Origin of the sequence: Kaistella montana, assembly GCF_024436175.1 — a bacterium.
In the GTDB taxonomy this organism is placed as follows: Bacteria; Bacteroidota; Bacteroidia; order Flavobacteriales; family Weeksellaceae; genus Kaistella; species Kaistella montana.
Map to the genome: position 1 here is coordinate 23,306 of NZ_JANFQP010000003.1, position 15,442 is coordinate 38,747.

Genomic DNA, 15,442 nt, shown 5'->3' on the forward strand with positions numbered 1-15,442 from the left:
TAAATTTAAACAAAAATAAAAACTCATTTTCATGAAATCACTATTAATCTCTGCATCGGTCGCATTTTTTTTAATGTCATGCAATACAAAATCCGACAACGGAGTTTCCTTTAATTTATCTCCAAAAGAAGGAAAAGGCATCATCAAAACTCAAGAATTCGTAAAAGATTTTGATGAAATTAAAGTGGCCCAATCGATTTCGGCAGAAGTAGTAAAATCCGATGTAGAAAAAGTGGTAATCAGCGCTCCAAGCGACATTATCGATGATGTTTTAGTTGAAAACAACAACGGAAAATTGTACATCCACTTCAAACCTAATATGAATATTTCGGCGAGAAATGTCGCGGCAAAAATTTTTGCTAAAGATTTTTCAAAAATTGAAGCGAGTTCTTCGGCGGACATTAAAATTAAAGACAAATTCACCCAAGACAAAACCGATGTTGAAGTTTCGAGTTCGGCAGAAATTTCCGGTGATTTGGAAGCCAATGATTTATCAATCGAGGTTTCAAGTTCCGGAATTTTTTCTGGTCAAATTTGGGCGGTGAACTTAAATTCTGAGGTAAATTCTTCCGGCGACATCAAAATTTCGGGCAAAACCAAAAATGCGGAATTGGACGCATCATCTTCCGGAACTTTGAATGCCCAAAATATGATCGCAGAAAATGCAGAAATCGAAGCTTCAAGCAGCGGAAGTGTGAGTGTTTCCGTGAGCCGACAACTGAACGCTTCGGCTAGTTCTTCGGGAGATATTTCGGTGGCTAGAAAAGGAAATTTGAACATCATAACCCAAAAAGAAAGCAGCGGCGGCAGTATTTCAATCCATTAAATTTTAATGAAATTTCGCTCAAATTCTTAAAAAGACAATTTTATGCTCACTCAGATTCACCCAAAAATACCGATGAGAAATAAGAAAATCACTCGTGAATTTTATATCGATTCTTTAGGTTTTGAGGAAATTGGAACTGTAGATTTTGCGGAATATTTAATGATTAAAAAAGACCAAATCGAGTTGCATTTTTTCTTATTTGAAACCATCAATCCGCTGGAAAATTACGGTCAAATCTACATTCGAACTGATGACATTGAAGCTGTGTACGAAGATTTCATCCGAAAACAAATCGAAATTCATCCGAACGGAAAATTACAGCAAAAACCTTGGGGACAAAAGGAATTTTCAATCCTCGATCCGGATGGAAATCTGCTCACTTTCGGGCAGTTTTCAAATTAATTCATAAAAAAATCAGTCATTTAGTGACTGATTTTTTTTATTTTTAATTGAAATATTACCATCCACCGGAAGCTCCACCTCCGCCGAAACTTCCGCCACCGCCGAAGCCGCCAAATCCTCCTCCGGAACCACCGCCAAAACCGCCACCTCCGAATCCGCCGCCGCCAAAGCTTCCTGGGAAAGGGAAAAATCCTCCCGGATAAGTTCTTCTTCCGCGTCGAGACAGAATTACGTCTTCATCGTCATCATTATTGTTTCTGCCGCCTCCACCTTTGTTTCCAAACAAAAAGCTAAGAATTAGGAATACAAAAAAGGCAATCAATAAAATTTGTAATGGACTGAGCCCTTCGTGATCAGAAGTATCTTTCACAATGGGTTTAAATTTCCCCTGAACCACTTCCATCAACGCAGTGGTACCTCGATTGATACCTTCGTACCAAAGTCCTTGTTTGAAATTAGGCGTTACGATATAATCTAAAATTTGACCAGCAACCGATGCAGTGAGATATCTTTCAACACCTCGACCTTGTTGGATCGCCATTTTATGGTCCTCTGTGGCAATCAAAAAAACGATTCCGTTATCTTGTTCTTTTTCGCCGATTCCCCATTTTTCCCCGTACATCGTAGCAAGATAATTCACATCTTCACCACCTGAATTTGGGATGATAATCACCACAATTTCGGTAGAAGTAGAATCTGCAAATTTGATCAGTTTTTGGTTGAGTTGCTCTTTTTCAGTCGCCGTCAAAAGATTGACCTGATCATAAATTGGATAAAGAACTGCGGGTTTTTTCGGCACCAATTGAGCAAAAGCAATCACGCTTAAGCCAAGAAATAAGAGAGCGAAAAAGTTTTTAAGAGAAAGTAATCTCATTCGGCAATTCATTGGGGTTTTTACCCGTAATCGGGAAATATTTTTTTAGTTCAAAACCGGTTTCGAGTACTGCATTTTTCAAGCCTTCGAAATAATTTCCTTTAGCAAATTCCTGGGTAATCTTATCGTGCATCCGATCCCAGAAACTCTGATGAACCTTTGCATGAATTCCTGCATCACCGATAATAGTGAGATAATGCTGCTCAAAATTCACATGGAAAAGCACCGCATTACGTTCAGCCGTTTGATCTTTACAGAGTTTTTTGAAAACTTCAAAAGCAATTTCTGCGTTGTTTCCTTCGGTGGTGGAATCAATATGAATCCTGATCTCTCCAGTGGAATGATCTTCAGCTGTTTGAATGGCTTCCACCAAGGAAGCCATTTGATAATCTGTTAGGAAATTACTCATTAATTAGTGAAAACTTCGGGTGCTTTTTCAGCTCCGGCAGCCGCTTTGAAATAAGGTTTTTCTTTAAAGTTGGTAAAGTTTGCCAAAATATTATTCGGGAAAGTTTTAATCGAAGTGTTATAATCCTGAGCCGCTTCGTTATAATAAACAGTTTCCGATCTGATGCTGTTTTCAATAGCAGTGTACTCTCTTTGGAAATTGATATATTGTTGATCCGCTTTCAAATTTGGGTAACTTTCAACTACCGCCATCAATCTGCTAAGTGCACCACTTAATTCGCCTTGTGCAGCTTGAAATTTCGCCATATCAGCTTCAGTCATATTCGTAGGATCGATAGTCATCGATGTAGCTTTTGAACGAGCTTCAACCACTTTAGTTAATGTTTCTTGCTCAAATTGCGAGTAAGACTTCACCGTTCTTTCAAGATTCGGAATGAGGTTCGCACGTTTTTGATAAACGGTTTCTACGTTCGACCATTTAGTGTTTACATTTTGTTCTTTGGTGGTAAAGGAGTTATAGCCATTTTTGCCCCAGAAAAATAATACCGCAGCAATTACTAGAAGAGCAATACCGATAGTTCCGGCGCTCATACAACCTCTGTTTCTCATAGTTTAATATTTTTAATGTTTGTTATTCGGTACCCAAATATACAAATTATGTACTAAATTTGTAAAAATTTAAAAAAAATGACAACAATTGTAGTAGCCATGGGCTTAAGCAATGAAATAGGCACTGATAATCAGTTACTTTGGCATCTTCCGAAAGATCTAAAACATTTTAAGGAAATCACAACCGGTCATCCGATCATCATGGGGCGAAAAACTTATGAAAGTATCGGGAAACCCCTTCCCAACCGCACCAATATTGTTGTCAGCAGAAAAAAAGACTGGTTCGAGGAAGGAATTCTAATCGTCGGAAGCATAAAAGAAGCCATAAAATTTGCCAAGAAAATGGATGAAAACATCTTCATCATCGGAGGTGGAAATATTTATGAGCAAACCATCGACCTTGCAGATCAATTGGAAGTAACGCAAGTGAAAGCCAACCTAAAAGCGGATGTTTTCTTCCCGAAAATCAATCCTAAAATTTGGAAAAAAACGCAGGAAATCTGCCATGAAAAAGACGAAAAAAACGAATATAAATTCTGTTTCCAAACATTTGTCAGAAAGTCTGAAAAGTAATATCTAATTTTTATCTTTGCACTTCAAAAAATTTAAGCAATGAACAAATACATAAAATTCGTAATCGCCGCATTGATGATCGCAGCAGGAATTTATCTGATGATGAACCGAAATATCGGTTGGGGAATCGTGGTGGTAATTCTATCCGCAATCCCAATCTTATTATTTTTTAAAAACGAATTCATCCTTGCCGCTTTTTGGTATTTAAGAAAACAAAATATGCCAAAAGCTGCTCAGTGGCTCGATAAAATTACCAATTTCGAAACTCAACTTCACAAATCTCAATATGGATATTTCCATTATCTACAAGGTTTAACTTTGGCTCAGGAAAATCCTTCGAAGGTGGAACCTTTCATGAAAAAAGCTTTGGAATATGGTTTAAACATGAAACACGACCGCGCAATGGCAACCCTAAACATAGCAGCCGGAGCTATGCAAAAAGGCAGAAGACAAGAAGCAATCAAATTATTGGAAGAAGCTAAAAGATTGGACACCGCGGGAATGATGACCGACCAAATCAAAATGATGAAAGATCAGCTGAAAATGCCTTCAATGCAGAAACACATGCACAACCCAAACATGAGACAAAGAGGAAAATTCTCTTAATATTTCCTGAATTTCAATAAAAAAAATCCTGAATTACTTCAGGATTTTTTTGTTTTAAAATGTATTTAAAAAGATTTTCGTTCCATTAATATTGAAACAAAGGTTTTGAGTTCATCAAATCATTTACTTTTTGTCTCACACCAGAAATTACCGATTCGTCTTTAAGGTTCATGACCACATCATTAATTAAACTAGCGATCACTTCCATATCATTTTCTTTCAATCCTCTTGTGGTAATCGCAGCAGTTCCTAAACGGATTCCCGAAGTGGTAAATGCCGATTTATCATCGAAAGGAACCATATTTTTGTTGCAAGTAATATCAGCTTTTACCAATGCTTTTTCGGTTTCTTTTCCGTTGACATTTTTATTCCGAAGATCAACCAACATCAAGTGATTATCGGTACCTCCACTTACGATATCAAAACCATTTGCAATCATTGCTTTTGCTAAAGCTTGAGCATTTGCAACAACTTGTTTCGCATAAACTTCGAATTTATCATCAATCGCTTCAGCAAAAGCCACTGCTTTTCCGGCAATTACATGTTCCAACGGACCACCTTGAATTCCTGGAAATACCGCACTGTCCAAAACTGCGCTCATCATTTTGGTTTCGCCTTTTGGAGTTTGGTGACCATAAGTATTTTCAAAGTCTTTGCCCATCATGATCAATCCACCTCTGGGTCCACGCAAAGTTTTGTGAGTTGTGGTTGTTACAACATGGCAATGTTCGAAAGGCGAACTCAGCAATCCTTTTGCGATTAAGCCTGCAGGATGCGCGATATCTGCCCAAAGCGTCGCTCCTACTTCATCAGCAACTTCACGAAATTTTTTAAAATCAATATCTCTAGAATAAGCAGAATAACCTGCGATAATCATTTTCGGTTTTACTTCCAATGCTTTTTGGCGCATTGCTTCGTAATCGATCAACCCGGATTCGCGATCAACTCCATAAAAATTGGCACCATACTGAATTCCGGAAAAATTAACGAAAGAACCATGAGTAAGGTGACCTCCCATCGATAAATCCAATCCTAAAATCTGATCTCCAGGTTTCAATACCGCTAAATAAATAGCTGCATTGGCTTGTGAACCTGAATGTGGCTGCACATTAGCATATTCCACCCCGAAAAGTTGTTTGGCTCTTTCGATAGCAAGGGTTTCAACCTCATCTACCACTTCGCAACCACCATAATATCTTCTTCCCGGATATCCTTCAGCATATTTATTGGTTAATACGCTGCCCATAGCTTTCATCACGTTTTCTGAAACGAAATTTTCAGATGCGATAAGTTCAATACCATGGGTTTGCCTTTGTCTTTCTTGTTCTATAAGGTCAAAAATTGGATCCATAATGATAATTAAATTTAATAATAAGGGGTTAAAATTTCTGCTGGTTTTCTTGAATTAATGGTTTCAAATTTAGTCATTTTTCGCGAAAAGACCCTAAAGATTTTCCACGAATTTGAAATCATTCTGCAGTAATAAAGCACTTTTTCGCTCTTTATGGAATTTAAACTCATAGAAACTAATCATTCGACTCCATTTGAAAAACTTTCGTTCGTGGATCTTAATTTGTATTTTTGCGACAAGAAAATTTCACCATGAAAATCGGCGATAAAGTAGCAGCCATCGATGAAGATTTGAAGGGAACCATCACTTCCGTGAAAGGTGAAATCGTGGTTTTCAAAGATGAGCACGGCTTTACTCATCAATTCAAAAAAAATAAATTGGTGCCTCAAAATCCCGAGATCTACGACCAAGTCAAAGCAATTCGAAAGGCTGAAATCCCAAAACCGGTCTCCAAAAAACACCACAAAAAACATTTGGTGCTCGATTTACACTTTGAAAATATGGTGAAAAATCCCGTGGATTATGATGCTTTTGAAAGAATTTTCATGCAGAAAGAAAAATTAGTAGAAACTTTGGATTTCTGCCGGAAAAACAACCTGAAAAAATTGGAAATCATCCACGGAATTGGCGATGGCGTTCTACAAAGAATGGTACACGATTACCTGATCGGACAAACCAATCTGGAATTTGATGACCATGATTTTTTCTACCATCAACGGGGAAGCGTTCTGGTAACTTTGAAATAAATTTTCTTCAAAAAAACTATTTCCCTTTTGGCAAGAGCTTAAATGAAGTTGCCACAAACTTGTCGCCTTTGATGGTTCCGGTTACTTCTGCCTTCCGAACGGCATTGCAAAAACCGTCATTCGAGTGTGCGTCGCCATGATCATCAATGTTAGTTCCTTCCACAAAATAAGATTTTCCGCCGATTCTCACTGCCAAATCGCAACCTTTTTTGCCTTTCATTTTAAACTGACATTGTCCGCAAGCAACTTCTACCACTTGCTTTTTTAGTGTAGACTGAGAAAAAACGCTAATTCCTGCAAAAAGTAAAATCAACAACAATACATTTTTCATTTTAAAAATATTTGTGGTAAAATTAGCACATTTATTCATTAAAAACAGCCGTTACAAAACACTAATTTCATCAATATCCGTCGGAACGGGACAGACTCCTATTTTTTTTATTAAATTTGCTCACGATAAAAAATTATGCAAAAGCTTTCTCTTCTTTTCACAAAAGATGGTTTACAGTACCAGATTTCCAAAAACAGAAATGTTTCGGAGGAACAATCTTTTTTTGTAACCGAGGAAACTCCGGAAAACGATATAGCCGATCAACTCTCGAAAGTTTTAGCCAATAAAAACATTCGGGAAATCGCGGTTTTTTCGGCTTTAAATCATTTCACACTCATGCCCGAAGGTTTTTCTGAACATGATTTGGGATATGATTTGATTGCTTACAACGCGCCTGTAGATCGAGAAAACGAAGAATTAATGCTTTCGGTGAACAAAAAATTTGGCGTTCAGTTTTATTATACTTTTCCGAAAAATTATTACCAACTGATCAAGGATTTGAAACTTCCGACGAATTTCAATTTCTCAGGTGAAAAATTTCTGAATACCATTAATGCAAAAAATCAGAAAGAAATTCACATCAATTTATATCATAATCAATGCGAATTTTTTGCATTAAACCAAAAGAAAGTCGTGCTTTACAACAATCTGGATGTGAATTCGGAAGTCGATTTTCTTTATTTCATCATGTTTACTTTAAGCAAAATCGGATTCGGCATCAATGAAACCCAGTTTTTGGTTTACGGCGAAACTACCGAAAACGAAACTTTTATATCGGAACTCAAAAAATTTGTGAAAAATCTGAAAATCGTTTACGACAATATTCCTAAGAAAAATTTCGTCCTCAACGCGCAATAACAGTTCCCAGCACCCAACAAACCTCAATTATGTACAGAATTATCAGCGGAAGATGGAAATCGAAAAGAATTTCTGCTCCCAAAAATTTCGAAGTAAGACCCACCACCGATTTTGCCAAAGAAGCCCTTTTCAGCATCATTGAAAACCGCTTCAATTTCGATCTCGGAAGCAGTGCTGTACTCGATCTTTTTGCAGGAATTGGCTCTATTTCTTTGGAATTTGCTTCCCGCGGTTGCCAAAATGTAACTTCCGTGGAAATGAATCAAAAACACGCTGCTTTCATTAATTCTACCGCTGCAGAACTCGACATGAGTTTACAGATTAATGTACAACGCGCTGATGTTTTCGATTATTTAAAGAAAAACCGAAACCGAAAATTGCATGAAATTATCGTTGCCGATCCACCTTTCGAAACCGATGAAAAAAAATACAAAGAATTGATTGCTTTGGTTTTAAACAATGTTTTTTTAAAGGAAAACGGAATTTTCATTTTGGAACATCAAAGCAGGATGAAACTGGAACATCCGAACTTGCTCGACACCAGAAAATACGGAAATGTGAGTTTCTCTTTCTTCAAACCAAACGAAACAGAAACTGCTGAAATTCAGGAAGATTAAAATATTTTCAATTCAAATTTTATAAAACTTTCAACTCCAAATCAATTGATTTTCCGAAGAATTTTTTGGAGATTTTTTCAAAGTTTTTAGTCAAATCCGACAGGTAAAATTGGTAAGATGGATTTGCATTTTTATCGTTGAGAAGGTGATGCTGTTCCAAAATCATTTTAAGCTGATTCGCAACAATATTCGGAGAATCGATGACCCGAACTCGGTTTCCGTAATATTGCTTGATTTCATCAATAAGCAAAGGATAATGCGTACAACCCAAAATAAGCGTTTCGATATTTTTTAATTTACTATTGCTCAAGTAATTGTAAATGATAGAATGCGTAATCGGATGATTTTTAAAACCTTCTTCAATCGCAGGAACCAAGAGCGGCGTTGCGAGCTCATCCACTTTGATAAATTTATTGTGTTTTCGAATGGATTTCTTGTACAAACCTGAATTTACCGTAGCTTTTGTAGCAATTACTCCAACATTATTATGAATTTCATAGGCCACTTTTTCGGCAACAGGATTAATAACATCAATCACCGGAACTTTCTCGGCAACCAGCTCCAGAACTTCTTTCAAAGCATTTGCAGTAGCGGAATTACAAGCAATCACAATGGCTTTGCAGTTTTTTTTGAGTAAAAAATTGGTGATTTTGGTGGAATAACCCACAATCGCTTCCCGTGATTTCTCGCCATACGGAAGATGCTTGGTGTCTCCGAAATAAATAAGATTTTCGTTAGGAAGCAATCTTTTGATTTCCTTTGCTACCGTTAAACCGCCAACTCCGGAATCGAAAATACCGATCGGTTGGTTGGCTGAAAGATGACTGAAATCCTGCTTTTTCTTTTTCAAGGGAAAAAATTTTTACAAAAATAAGGTTTTTGGACGGATGTTATACATTATGAAATCATGGTTTTTCATCAATAAGCATTTACATCTCCGCATTCTGTTCATTTCCATAGAATTTGGGCATTTGCCAATGATATTTCACCGCTAAAGTACGAATCGCTACAATAAGCAATATCGTCGAAATCTGAACAAAAGTATAAGAAAGCGAACTGTAACGAGCGAGAAGAAGAAAACAACTTCCTCCTAGAATACAAGCAGTTGCATAAATCTCTTTTCGGAAAATCAAAGGAATTCTGTTCAGCAAGATATCCCGAATAATCCCTCCAAAACATCCCGTAATCGTTCCTAAAGTAAGACAAATTAAAGGATGAAGATCAGCATTTAAACCTTTTTGAATCCCAACAATCGTAAAAAGTCCCAAACCGAAACTATCGAAAATAAACAAAGTAACACTGAATTTTTTTTCAATCGACTTAAAAACCATCGACAGAATACAAGTCACAAAAATCACCGAACACATCACCAAATCATGCATCCAGAAAACCGGAACATCGAGCAGTAAATCCCTCACCGTACCGCCTCCAACTGAAGTAACGAAAGCAATAATCAACACTCCGAATGGATCCAAACGCTTCTGCATCGCTGCAAAACTGCCCGACATTGCAAAAGAAATTGTTCCCAAAATCTCGATGATTAAATTGATGTTTTCGTGAAGCATATATTTCAACAAATTTTATCGATTCACACGAACGGTATCGGGGACCAAAAGCTCATAATTACCGCCAAATGTGATAATTTCCCTTACGATACTGCTGCTGATAAACGATTTACTAGCGGAAGTAAGCAAGAATATGGTTTCGATTTTATTTTGTTGTGTAAGTTCTCGGTTGGTTTGTGCAATGGCTTTTTCAAACTCGAAATCGGCGGGATTTCTCAAACCTCTCAAGATGAAATTGACATTTTTGCTGTGGCAATAATCAATCGTTAAACCTTCAAAATGATCGACTTCTACATTGGGGAATTTTTCGAAAGTTTTTTTGATGAATTCAATTCTTTCATCTAGCGAAAACATATATTTTTTCTGGGAATTCTGGCCGATGGCGATAATAATTTTATCGAAAAGCGGCGCAGCTCTTTCCACAATATCGTAGTGACCAAGCGTGATCGGATCGAATGACCCTGGAAATACAGCGACTCTCATAGTTAAGATTTATTTATTGGTAGGAAGTGTGTCTGAAAATAATTCAGACTTTCCTTATTTTTATTTTTTTAATGCCTTTTCCACTTCATTTCCGCACAAATCTTTAATGGAAATGCCGTAAATTTTTGCTTGTTGTGGCAATATGGAAGCCGGTGAAAATCCTGGATTGGTATTCATTTCGAGCATATACGGGGTGCCGTTCATGATGATAAATTCGCTTCGAGAAAAACCACTCATTCCTAAAGAATTATAAGCTTTTTTAGCAATATCTTCTACTTTTTGGCGGGTTTCTTCATCAATTCTTGCAGGAGTAATTTCTTCCGATGCGCCTTCATATTTGGCTTCGTAATCGAAAAATTCTTTGTGAGGAACAATTTCGGTGATTCCCAAAACGATGGTTTCTCCGTTGAAATCGACCACACCCACTGAAACTTCCATTCCATCGAGGAAACTTTCAATTAAAATCTCATCATCTTCAGCAAAGGCAAAATCCAAAGCCGTTTTCAGTTCTGAAGCTTCTTTTACTTTTGAAATTCCCAATGAAGAGCCACTTTGGTTAGGTTTCACAAACAGAGGAAGTCCCAATTCACTGATGATTTCACTTTCATTTACGGATTCGCCATTTCTTAAATAGATACTTTTTGCCGAAGGAATTCCATATTTTGAAAGGACAGCTAAAGTATCTTTTTTATTGAAAGTCAAAGCGCTTTGATAAAAACCGCAGCCGGTATATTTTTGTCCGATCGTGTCCCAATAAGCTTGTAACTCTCCATTTTCACCAGGTTTTCCGTGGATGATATTAAAACAAACATCAAAATTCACATCGAAACCACTTTCCAGATTTACCGAAAAATCGGCTTTATTAATGGGAACTTTTTGTTCACGGTCATCGAGGAAATACCATTCGTCTTTTAAAATGACCACTTTATATACGTTGTACAACTCTCGGTCGAGAGAATCGTAAATCAATTGGCCGCTTTTGAGAGAAACTTTGTATTCATCAGAATAACCTCCCATTACCACGGCGACATTTTTCTTGTTCATAGTTTTTATCTAAGTAAAGCAAATTTAAACAAATTGTTGAAAAACATCCGCCATTATCGAAATATATTGTTGTTTAGGGAAATAATTCTGTTCCTAATTTCGCCATCAAAATTTCCTAAAAACCATTATTTAGGTCTTTTCTTTCGTGGTAAAAAAATGTATTTTTGCAACCTATGAAAAGATGGTATCTCTACCCTTTTTCTCTGGTTTATCATTTGGTTACAAGTATTCGAAACTTAATGTATGACTGGGGAATCTCTAAATCGACCAGACTGAAAACGCCAATCATCAATGTTGGAAACCTCTCCGTAGGCGGAAGTGGCAAATCTCCCATGGTGATGTATCTAGCCGAATTGCTTTCAAAACATTACCGAACCGGGGTTCTTTCTCGCGGTTATGGCCGGTTGACTAAAGGCTACGGAATCACCAACTACGACAGCAACTACAAAACTGTTGGTGATGAAGCAATGCAGCTTTTTGAAAGGTTTAAAAACCGTTTCGTAATCGGAGTTTCGGAGCAACGAGTTCCAGGCGCAAAAAAAATGATCGCCGATATGGATTTGAATGTCCTTATTTTGGATGATGCATATCAACACAGAGCGATAAAACCGGGTTTCAACATCTTGATGACGGATTACAACGATCCTTATTTTAAAGATTTCCTGTTACCTGCAGGCGATTTACGCGAAAGTCGCAGCGGTGCAAAAAGAGCGCAAATCATCATGGTTTCCAAATGTCCCGATGATTTAACAGAAGAAAAAAAGCAATATTATATTTCGAGAATAAAACCTCAGCATGATCAAAAGGTCTTTTTCTCAAGCATTGGTTATGATGAAAACATCTACAGTAAAACACAAATGCTACCCGATAACAATTTGGGATACTATGATATTTTGCTCATTACCGGAATTGCCAATCCCAAACCTCTGCTAAATCATTTAGCCAAATTTTCGCAGCGTGTAAAACATTTGAAATTCAAAGATCATCATAATTTTACGGATCAGGATATTAAAAACATTATTGCTGAATACAAAAAACTAGGCGAATACAAAATTATTCTGACCACAGAAAAAGATTATGTAAGATTAAAAACTTTCGATTATCTTCGAGAGATTGTGTACTACTGGCCGATCAATGTGCATATCGACCGACAGGAAGAGTTCAACCAAACCATCCTTAATTATGTTAGCAAAAATTAAAGAATCTGCGGATTTCATCAGAAACATTATTCAAGAAACACCAGAATTTGCTATTGTTTTAGGTTCCGGTTTAGGTAAATTAAAAGAAGAAGTTGAGCCGATTCATGTTTTAGAATATGCCGATATTCCTAATTTCCCTCAAACAACAGTAGTTGGACACGGCGGAAGTTTAATCTACGGAATGCTTGAAGGCAAGAAAGTGTTGATGATGAGTGGCAGATTTCATTATTATGAAGGTCATGATATCCAAACGGTTGTTTTTCCTTTCAGAGTTTTTCACCTTTTAGGAATTAAAAATTTAATCGTTTCCAATGCTTCAGGCGGTGTAAATCCTAATTTTAATGTTGCTGATGTAATGATCATTAACGATCATATCAACATGATGCCCGAACATCCGCTTCGTGGAAAAAATCTAGAAGAATTCGGTCCGAGATTCGTAGATATGAGCGAACCTTATAACAAAAAAATGATCGAAGTAGCGGAAAATGTGGCTAAAGAATCCGGCATCAAAGTACATCAAGGTTGTTATGTTGCCTTGCAAGGCCCAACTTTTGAAACTCCTGCTGAATACGGAATGGTCAAGGCCATCGGTGGCGATGCCGTTGGAATGAGCACCGTGCCAGAAGTTATCGTCGCAAAACACCAAGGAATGAATTGCTTCGGAATTTCTATCATCACTGATGTTGGCGGACCTGATATTGCTTTCACTGTTTCTCACGAGGAAGTTTTACAAGCCGCAGATAAAGCAATGCCGAATGTGATTAAAATCGTGAAAAGTTTGGTGAAAAATTACAACGCTTGATCTTCATTTATTTAAAATAAAAAAACGCATCTTTTTATAAGGTGCGTTTTTATTTTCATGAAATGATCAACGAGACTATTTCACTTTCACATAAATATGCCGAATGTTTCCCACACCGGTTTCGCGTTCGTCGATCTGTATTTTCGCAATATTTTTAATTAAAGGCAACAACTTCGCAAAACCGAAATTTCGCGGATCGAAATCGGGTTTCTTTTTGATGATGAAACTTCCGAGATTTCCCAGAAAAGTCCAACCATCTTCATCTGCTAAAGCGTTGATACTTTCCGTAATCAACTTCACGGTTCGGGCATCAATTTTACTCAATGGCTCCGCTTTTTTCTTGGTTTTGGTAGCTTTTTTAGCGACGGCAGTTTCTGGTTCTTCAGCGCTTTCGCTTTCTTCGGTACTGTTGAGGATTTCCAGGTAAATAAACTTATCACAGGCTGAAATAAAAGGCTTTGGCGTTTTCTTTTCTCCAAATCCAATCACCATCATTCCTGCTTCACGAAGCCGGGTTGCCAATCTTGTAAAATCGCTATCGCTGGAAACAATACAAAATCCGGTCACTTTTTCCGAATACAAAATATCCATCGCATCGATGATTAAAGCGCTGTCGCTGGAATTTTTTCCGGTCGTGTAACTGTATTGTTGAATTGGCGTGATGGCATTTTCTAACAGCACATTTTTCCAGCCGGAAACGGTAGGTTTGGTCCAGTCGGCATAGATTCTTTTGATGGTTGGCGTTCCGTATTTCGAAATTTCTTCCAGCATTTCCTTCACATTTTTATAAGGAACATTATCTGCATCGATGAGTACGGCTAATTTATCGTCGGTCATATTGTTTATCTTTTTTAATAATTGTATTGGATACAATTTACCCAAATTTACATTAAATCTCTCAAACAAAGCCATGAAAGACGCGATAAATGAATTTAATATTAAAAAAAATTAAACCAAAGTCAGCTCATTCATCATCGATTTTCGGTTACAATTGCTAATTTTACCTCATGCAAAGCCACCGAAAAATCATTCATGTAGATATGGACGCATTTTATGCCTCTGTGGAGCAACATGACAATCCGGAACTTCGCGGGAAACCCGTTTGTGTAGGTGGCGGACAATATGGTGTGGTTGCAGCCGCAAGCTACGAAGCACGAAAATTTGGAGTTCGTTCGGCAATGCCCGGAAGAATGGCTTTGGAAAAATGCCCTCAATTAATTGTCGTGAAACCAAGATTTCAGCGTTACAAAGAAATTTCAATGCAAATTCGGGAGATTTTTCATGAATACACCGATCTTGTCGAGCCACTTTCCTTAGATGAAGCCTACTTAGATGTTACAGAAAACAAGAAAGGAATTGCTTCCGCCAACGATATCGCAAGAGAAATCCGTCGGAAAATTTATGAAAAAACTGGACTCACTGCTTCGGCAGGAATTTCGGTCAATAAATTTCTTGCTAAAGTGGCTTCAGATTATAACAAACCCAACGGACAGAAAACCATTCACCCAACTCAAATTCTCGGGTTTATGGAAGACTTGCCGATTGAAAAATTCTACGGAATCGGGAAAGTGACAGCCAATAAAATGCATGAATTACATATTTTCAAAGGTTCAGATTTAAAGAAAAAATCTTTGGAAGAACTGATTCGACTTTTCGGGAAATCTGGAAATTATTATTACAACGTCGTTCGCGGGATCCATCACGGCGAAGTAAAACCTCACAGAATCCAGAAAAGTGTTGCCGTGGAAGAAACGTTCTGGGATAATCTTTTGGATGAAGATGCCGTTTTTGCGCAATTAAAAATCATCAGCCAGGAACTCGAAAACCGACTTTCTAAAAAAGAAATTAAAGGCAAAACTTTAACCTTAAAAATTAAATACAAAGATTTCACCCAATATACCCGCAGCAAAACCCAAGAAATCTACTTCCAAAACTCAACCGAATTCTACGAAACAGCCAAGAAACTTTGGGAACTTCGGCCATTTGATAAACCCGTTCGTTTGTTGGGACTTTCGCTTTCGAACCTTAACACTTTAGAAAAAAAGCAAGTTTCAGTACAGTTGAAAATCCCTTTTGAGGAATTTATGATATAAATCACAATATTATTTGGTAATTATTAAAACTTTATTACCTTTATACTATAATTTA

Annotated in this window: 20 protein-coding genes; 10 read left to right on the forward strand and 10 right to left on the reverse strand. The window is 37.2% G+C overall.

Going from position 1 to position 15,442, the window contains the following annotated elements; all coding sequences use genetic code 11:
- The first annotated feature begins 31 nt into the window (after positions 1–31).
- Positions 32–826, forward strand: a complete 795-nt coding sequence (locus NOV28_RS09935; RefSeq protein ID WP_255930485.1) for a head GIN domain-containing protein — start codon at positions 32–34, stop codon at positions 824–826.
- Positions 827–868: 42 nt separating this feature from the next.
- A complete protein-coding gene (locus NOV28_RS09940) occupies positions 869–1,228 on the forward strand; it encodes a bleomycin resistance protein (RefSeq protein ID WP_255930487.1) in 360 nt (119 codons plus the stop codon).
- A gap of 55 nt (positions 1,229–1,283) precedes the next feature.
- Here NOV28_RS09940 and NOV28_RS09945 read toward each other — a convergent pair whose 3' ends face one another.
- Genes NOV28_RS09945 through NOV28_RS09955 form a run of 3 tightly spaced genes read right to left on the reverse strand, consistent with a single transcriptional unit; the run spans position 1,284 to position 3,119 of the window.
- Complete coding sequence (locus NOV28_RS09945; protein ID WP_255930489.1) at positions 1,284–2,102, reverse strand: TPM domain-containing protein; 819 nt, start codon at positions 2,100–2,102, stop codon at positions 1,284–1,286.
- On the reverse strand, positions 2,083–2,511 hold the full coding sequence (locus tag NOV28_RS09950) for a TPM domain-containing protein (RefSeq protein ID WP_255930491.1): 429 nt from the start codon (positions 2,509–2,511) through the stop codon (positions 2,083–2,085). Before NOV28_RS09950 ends, NOV28_RS09945 begins: the two co-directional genes overlap by 20 nt.
- Positions 2,511–3,119 (reverse strand): LemA family protein, encoded by a 609-nt coding sequence (locus NOV28_RS09955; protein ID WP_255930493.1) that lies wholly within the window; start codon positions 3,117–3,119, stop codon positions 2,511–2,513. Before NOV28_RS09955 ends, NOV28_RS09950 begins: the two co-directional genes overlap by 1 nt.
- Positions 3,120–3,197: 78 nt before the next feature.
- Between NOV28_RS09955 and NOV28_RS09960 the strand changes: the two genes are divergently transcribed.
- Together NOV28_RS09960 and NOV28_RS09965 are read left to right on the forward strand one after the other, a co-directional pair.
- The gene (locus tag NOV28_RS09960; protein WP_255930495.1) at positions 3,198–3,692 is read left to right on the forward strand and encodes a dihydrofolate reductase; all 495 of its coding nucleotides are present in this window, start codon (positions 3,198–3,200) and stop codon (positions 3,690–3,692) included.
- A 39-nt stretch (positions 3,693–3,731) separates the two neighbouring features.
- A complete protein-coding gene (locus tag NOV28_RS09965; protein ID WP_255930497.1) occupies positions 3,732–4,298 on the forward strand; it encodes a DUF2892 domain-containing protein in 567 nt (188 codons plus the stop codon).
- An 85-nt stretch (positions 4,299–4,383) separates the two neighbouring features.
- Here the strand turns inward: NOV28_RS09965 and glyA are convergent, their stop codons facing one another.
- Complete coding sequence (gene glyA, locus NOV28_RS09970) at positions 4,384–5,652, reverse strand: serine hydroxymethyltransferase (protein ID WP_369413227.1); 1,269 nt, start codon at positions 5,650–5,652, stop codon at positions 4,384–4,386.
- Positions 5,653–5,900: 248 nt separating this feature from the next.
- Between glyA and NOV28_RS09975 the strand changes: the two genes are divergently transcribed.
- A complete protein-coding gene (locus NOV28_RS09975; RefSeq protein WP_255930501.1) occupies positions 5,901–6,395 on the forward strand; it encodes a DUF8465 domain-containing protein in 495 nt (164 codons plus the stop codon).
- Positions 6,396–6,411: 16 nt separating this feature from the next.
- On the opposite strand, the gene NOV28_RS09980 is transcribed toward NOV28_RS09975, so the two are convergent.
- Entirely contained in the window at positions 6,412–6,726 is a 315-nt protein-coding gene (locus NOV28_RS09980) for a DUF6370 family protein (protein WP_255930503.1), read from the reverse strand.
- 135 nt (positions 6,727–6,861) lie between these two features.
- Between NOV28_RS09980 and NOV28_RS09985 the strand changes: the two genes are divergently transcribed.
- Positions 6,862–7,584 (forward strand): DUF3822 family protein, encoded by a 723-nt coding sequence (locus tag NOV28_RS09985; protein WP_255930505.1) that lies wholly within the window; start codon positions 6,862–6,864, stop codon positions 7,582–7,584.
- Between the two features lie 26 nt (positions 7,585–7,610).
- Positions 7,611–8,201 (forward strand): 16S rRNA (guanine(966)-N(2))-methyltransferase RsmD, encoded by a 591-nt coding sequence (gene rsmD / locus NOV28_RS09990; RefSeq protein WP_255930899.1) that lies wholly within the window; start codon positions 7,611–7,613, stop codon positions 8,199–8,201.
- Positions 8,202–8,220: 19 nt separating this feature from the next.
- Here rsmD and murI read toward each other — a convergent pair whose 3' ends face one another.
- The 4 genes from murI to NOV28_RS10010 form a co-directional block, all read right to left on the reverse strand.
- On the reverse strand, positions 8,221–9,051 hold the full coding sequence (gene murI, locus NOV28_RS09995; RefSeq protein ID WP_255930507.1) for a glutamate racemase: 831 nt from the start codon (positions 9,049–9,051) through the stop codon (positions 8,221–8,223).
- 79 nt (positions 9,052–9,130) lie between these two features.
- A complete protein-coding gene (locus tag NOV28_RS10000) occupies positions 9,131–9,766 on the reverse strand; it encodes a trimeric intracellular cation channel family protein (RefSeq protein ID WP_255930509.1) in 636 nt (211 codons plus the stop codon).
- A 15-nt stretch (positions 9,767–9,781) separates the two neighbouring features.
- On the reverse strand, positions 9,782–10,249 hold the full coding sequence (coaD, locus tag NOV28_RS10005) for a pantetheine-phosphate adenylyltransferase (RefSeq protein WP_255930511.1): 468 nt from the start codon (positions 10,247–10,249) through the stop codon (positions 9,782–9,784).
- A gap of 60 nt (positions 10,250–10,309) precedes the next feature.
- Complete coding sequence (locus NOV28_RS10010) at positions 10,310–11,293, reverse strand: D-alanine--D-alanine ligase (RefSeq protein WP_255930513.1); 984 nt, start codon at positions 11,291–11,293, stop codon at positions 10,310–10,312.
- 173 nt (positions 11,294–11,466) lie between these two features.
- On the opposite strand from NOV28_RS10010, the gene lpxK reads away from it, so the two are divergent.
- A complete protein-coding gene (lpxK, locus tag NOV28_RS10015; protein ID WP_255930515.1) occupies positions 11,467–12,492 on the forward strand; it encodes a tetraacyldisaccharide 4'-kinase in 1,026 nt (341 codons plus the stop codon).
- On the forward strand, positions 12,476–13,294 hold the full coding sequence (locus NOV28_RS10020; protein ID WP_255930517.1) for a purine-nucleoside phosphorylase: 819 nt from the start codon (positions 12,476–12,478) through the stop codon (positions 13,292–13,294). Before lpxK ends, NOV28_RS10020 begins: the two co-directional genes overlap by 17 nt.
- A gap of 75 nt (positions 13,295–13,369) precedes the next feature.
- Here NOV28_RS10020 and NOV28_RS10025 read toward each other — a convergent pair whose 3' ends face one another.
- Positions 13,370–14,131 carry an NYN domain-containing protein gene (locus NOV28_RS10025; RefSeq protein ID WP_255930519.1) on the reverse strand — a complete coding sequence of 254 codons (762 nt, stop codon included), beginning with the start codon at positions 14,129–14,131 and terminating at the stop codon, positions 13,370–13,372.
- 170 nt (positions 14,132–14,301) lie between these two features.
- On the opposite strand from NOV28_RS10025, the gene dinB reads away from it, so the two are divergent.
- Positions 14,302–15,387 (forward strand): DNA polymerase IV, encoded by a 1,086-nt coding sequence (gene dinB, locus NOV28_RS10030; protein WP_255930528.1) that lies wholly within the window; start codon positions 14,302–14,304, stop codon positions 15,385–15,387.
- Positions 15,388–15,442 lie beyond the last annotated feature (55 nt).